The sequence below is a fragment of the Xenophilus azovorans DSM 13620 genome, from assembly GCF_000745855.1.
Taxonomy (GTDB): Bacteria; Pseudomonadota; Gammaproteobacteria; order Burkholderiales; family Burkholderiaceae_C; genus Xenophilus; species Xenophilus azovorans.
In genome coordinates this window covers 11,761-15,384 of sequence record NZ_KN050770.1, presented here as the reverse complement: position 1 = coordinate 15,384, position 3,624 = coordinate 11,761, and the positions used below count along the sequence as shown (strand labels likewise).

6 protein-coding genes and 1 pseudogene are annotated in these 3,624 nt (G+C 69.0%); all 7 read left to right on the top strand.

Features of this window, described 5'->3' with window-relative positions; all coding sequences use genetic code 11:
* A pseudogene (locus tag Q392_RS33730) lies at positions 1–269 on the top strand (hypothetical protein); the annotation flags it as partial.
* Positions 256–405, top strand: coding sequence for a hypothetical protein (locus Q392_RS33725; protein ID WP_211260341.1), 150 nt, complete (start codon positions 256–258; stop codon positions 403–405). The pseudogene Q392_RS33730 and the gene Q392_RS33725, both read left to right, overlap by 14 nt.
* On the top strand, positions 398–1,354 hold the full coding sequence (locus Q392_RS31120) for a hypothetical protein (protein ID WP_038218646.1): 957 nt from the start codon (positions 398–400) through the stop codon (positions 1,352–1,354). The genes Q392_RS33725 and Q392_RS31120 overlap by 8 nt, the downstream gene beginning before the upstream one ends.
* A 22-nt stretch (positions 1,355–1,376) precedes the next feature.
* Positions 1,377–2,096 (top strand): hypothetical protein, encoded by a 720-nt coding sequence (locus tag Q392_RS31115; protein WP_038218644.1) that lies wholly within the window; start codon positions 1,377–1,379, stop codon positions 2,094–2,096.
* The gene (locus tag Q392_RS31110; RefSeq protein ID WP_038218642.1) at positions 2,093–2,869 is read left to right on the top strand and encodes a hypothetical protein; all 777 of its coding nucleotides are present in this window, start codon (positions 2,093–2,095) and stop codon (positions 2,867–2,869) included. Before Q392_RS31115 ends, Q392_RS31110 begins: the two co-directional genes overlap by 4 nt.
* A complete protein-coding gene (locus Q392_RS31105; RefSeq protein WP_038218640.1) occupies positions 2,866–3,126 on the top strand; it encodes a hypothetical protein in 261 nt (86 codons plus the stop codon). Before Q392_RS31110 ends, Q392_RS31105 begins: the two co-directional genes overlap by 4 nt.
* 3 nt (positions 3,127–3,129) lie before the next feature.
* A partial coding sequence (locus tag Q392_RS33600; protein WP_169748376.1) for a hypothetical protein occupies positions 3,130–3,624 on the top strand: 495 nt, incomplete at its 3' end.

Below are 3,624 nucleotides of genomic sequence, written 5' to 3'. Positions count from 1 at the left end.
GGCAGGCAGTGTTCACGAAGAACGCGGCCGTCAATCAGGGCGAAGGCCCGCAGCAAGTCGTCATGGGCGTGTCCGGAGCCTCGCGCGCCCACGCCCGCGAGGACCGCATTTCGCCGAACGAACTGGAAGCCCTGGAGAACGAACATGGCGGCACGCCGCTGGACGCCGGAGCAGCGCGCCCGGCAATCGGAAATCGCCCGAGCGGCGAAGCCCTGGCTGCGGTCAACCGGGCCTCAAACCCCCGAGGGAAAAGCCGTGTCGCGCGCTAACGCCTACAAGGGCGGCCGCCGCGACATCATGCGCGCGCACAACCGCTTCCTGCGGGACCGCCTGCACGCGTTCGATGAGGCGCTGGAGGTGGCGTATCGCACCGCGAAGCTGCTGGTGGAGGCGGGCCGTGGCTGATCTCCCGCGTGTCGGCAACGCCATCCAGGCGGCCAACCGGCGCCGGCTGCAGGAGCTGGAATCGCGCCGACAGGCCCGCGTCATCCTCAATCCGGTCGAGGTGGCGGGCAAGTACAGCGCTGCGCGCATGCTCACGACAACGCTGGGCGGACAGGTGCGGCCGATCACGCCGCAAGACCTCGCCGCCTTCCGCAAGGCTGTCGCCAACCTGGGCAAGAAGGTGTCCCAGGGCATCACGGCTGCCGAGGCGCTGGGCCTGTCTCGACCTGCGGATGTGCAGCGCGCCCGCGAGGAAATCCGCTACAGCATGGTGGTCCGCCTGCAGGCCGGCAAGCTGCAGCTCGTGACGAACGCCAGCGCGCAGTCGCGGGTGAATCGGCACCACGTCACCGTCGAGTTCGTCCAGTATTCCGCCGCGCTCGCGCGCCCCGGCAAGCCGCTGGGTGCCGCCATGTGGCTCGTCAAGGAGACGCCTCTGCGCTTCGAGTGCGATTGCGAGCACTTCCGCTACTTCCTGCGCTATGTCGCCTCGGCTGGTGGTTGGGTGGCGGGCCGGGTGGAGCACGGGTACCCTAAGCTGAAGAACCCGATGCTGGCCGGGGCCTGCTGCAAGCACCTCGTGCGCGTGATGACGGACCTGCAGCAGTCCGGCGGCATCCGGCAGCGCATCGCCAACATGATCGAGGCCGACCGCCAGCGCATCGACGCGCCCGGCAAGGCCAGGCCGAAGGTGTTCACCGTCAGCCAGCAGGAAGCCGAGGGCATGCTGCCGAAGCGCGCCCGCACGATCCGCGTGCAACCGTATCAGCGCCGCGCCACGCTCACGCCGAAGGCGACGGCTGCAGACATTCGCCTCGCGATGGCCGTGTACGCCGGCAAGACCGATGCCGCATCGCAGGCCATCACCCGTGCCCTGGCCGCACTCGCCGCGCAGCAAACGCGCCCATGAATTTCAACTCCCGAGGAACGATGTGAACCATTCCAACGACAACGCCGGCCACGTGGCCGAGTACATCGGCGCCGAGCTGCTGACCGAACTGGCACTCGACGCGAACGGCCAGCCTTTCCCGGACGATCCCGAGCACTACGCGCAAGAGGATGCGGCCGACCTCCAGCCCGTGGCCCTCGGCCCGGTCCGATTTCGCGTGCTCGACGCCGATGCGCGCGAGCTGGCCGAAGCCCTGGGCGCCGTCGATCCCGCGCACCCCGACGGCGCCAAGCTGCTGGTCGAGCTGCACCCCGATGAACCCGAGGACGCACTGGTGATGGGCTCCTACGTCAACGTCGAGGCTGCTTCGGGTGTTGTGCTGACGTTCCTTATCTGGTGCTCCACCTTCGACCGCGATGCGCCGATCCCGCCGGAGTTCGACCTCGGCGAGGGGGCGACGCGCAATGCGGCGCTGGCCTCCCTCGGCCCCCGCCAGGCGCTGTTGATCCAGGCATTCGCCGACCACGAGGAAGCGCCCGAGGCGCGTCAGCAGGCCGTCGCGGCGCTGCAGGGCGTGGTGCTGCACATCATGAATCGCATGGGCGTCGGCGATACGCCCTTCGACGCCGAGGAGGCAACAGCCCTTCGGCTCGCCCTCGACGGCGACCTGTGCATGCCGACGCTGCAGCAAATTGCGGAGCGAGACGCGGAACTGGCCGGCGCCCTTGCGCGCGTGGTGGAAGTCATTGGAGGCGCCGCGTGAACGGCTCGGCCCTGAACGGCGTGCAGCCGGCGCTCACCTCGAAGTGGGACGGCCTGAACGCGCACCTGCTCGCGCACTTCTTCGCCGTAAAGCGTCAGGACTCGGAGGACAAGCAGTCCTCCACCTGGGTGCGCGATCCCGACAGCCCCGTGGTGGTGGCGCCCATCTCGGAGGCGCATGCCGAGATCGTCGCCAACTGGCAGTCCGCGTTCGAGAACATCGGCCCCGATCAGAAGTTCTCGACGCTCAGCGCCATGCTGCAGACGGGCGCACTCACGTCGGTGCTGCAGGCGATCCAGAAGCAGTTCCCGACCATCGAGAGCCTGGATCAGGTCAACGGTCGCGTCGCCTCGCTGGCCGGCCGCTCGAACCTCACGAAGCTCAACAGCATGCAGGTCTTCAACGGTATGCCGCCGATGAAGATCACGCTCACGGCCCATTTTCGAGCCTACGACAACGCCGACGAGGAGGTTGAGCGCCCCATCGACCAGTTGATCCGCTGGGCGGTGCCGCAGGAAATCGCGCCCGACGGCATCCTGGCCTCATCCGCACGCGGCGAGCCCTCACTGTTCGCCAGCAAGACCCCGCAGATCATCGGCATGAGCTTCGCCAACCGGCTGTTGATGCCGCTGGTCATCGAGTCCATCCCTTACCCCCTGTCCGGTCCTCGCGGCTCCGATGGCTCCCTGGTGCAGGCGCAGATGCAAATGCAGATCGCCACCCTGACAGCCATCGACGCGAACGACTGGAGCACCACGCGAGTTCAGCGATGAGAGACGACACCGACGACTGGAGCCTGATGCTCCTGCCAAACCCCGAGGGGCGCAAGCCGGCACGCCGCGTTCAGCCGCTAAGGGCCCCGGTTCCCACGCCGCAGGAGGCGCCGCGCCATCCCGCCGCGATCCTCGACGGCATGCGCGACCGGCTCGATGGCTTGCTGCACCCTGGCAACCCCGCTGTGCCTGTGAAGCGCTTCTACCGCAATGGCCGCGTGGACGGCTTCATGCAGATCGTCCGCAGGAAGGGATAACTCATGGCAATGTTCAAGGCGGATGATCGGGGCTTTCTCGTCGGTGAGCTGCTGGACACCTCGCGCGAGCTGCTGGCGACGCAGCGCCAGAGCCTGACCATCTGGCGCGCGGTGCGCTCCGATGTAGCAGCCATCGCGCGCGCAATGGGCGTGCAGTCCCGCGCCACGCGCGCGGTGGCGGCGGTGGTCGAGCGCGCCTCGCGCTCTGCGCCGTCGGCCACGCCATCGGCTGGCCTGGGTGGCATCGGCCAGGTGGTGACGCCGGTGGGACGCGGCGGCGCGCGCACTTCGCCGACCACTGTTGCCGCATCTCGCCCCCAGGCGCGCACGGAGGTTCGCCCCACGGTGGTGGTGCAGCCCCGTGGCGCGAACGGGCGCTTCCAGCGCGGCGAGGGCAAGGGCGACGAGGGCGGGAAGAATGCCAGCGGCGGCATGCTCAGGGACGCGGCCGGCCGTCTCTCGCGCGCGGCAGGCGCCATCGGCGCGGCGGCTGGCAGC

Bases quoted from the DNA above. Each gene is read 5' to 3' on its own strand.
- Q392_RS31105 (WP_038218640.1), top strand. From the start codon at position 2,866: ATGAGAGACGACACCGACGACTGGAGCCTGATGCTCCTGCCAAACCCC.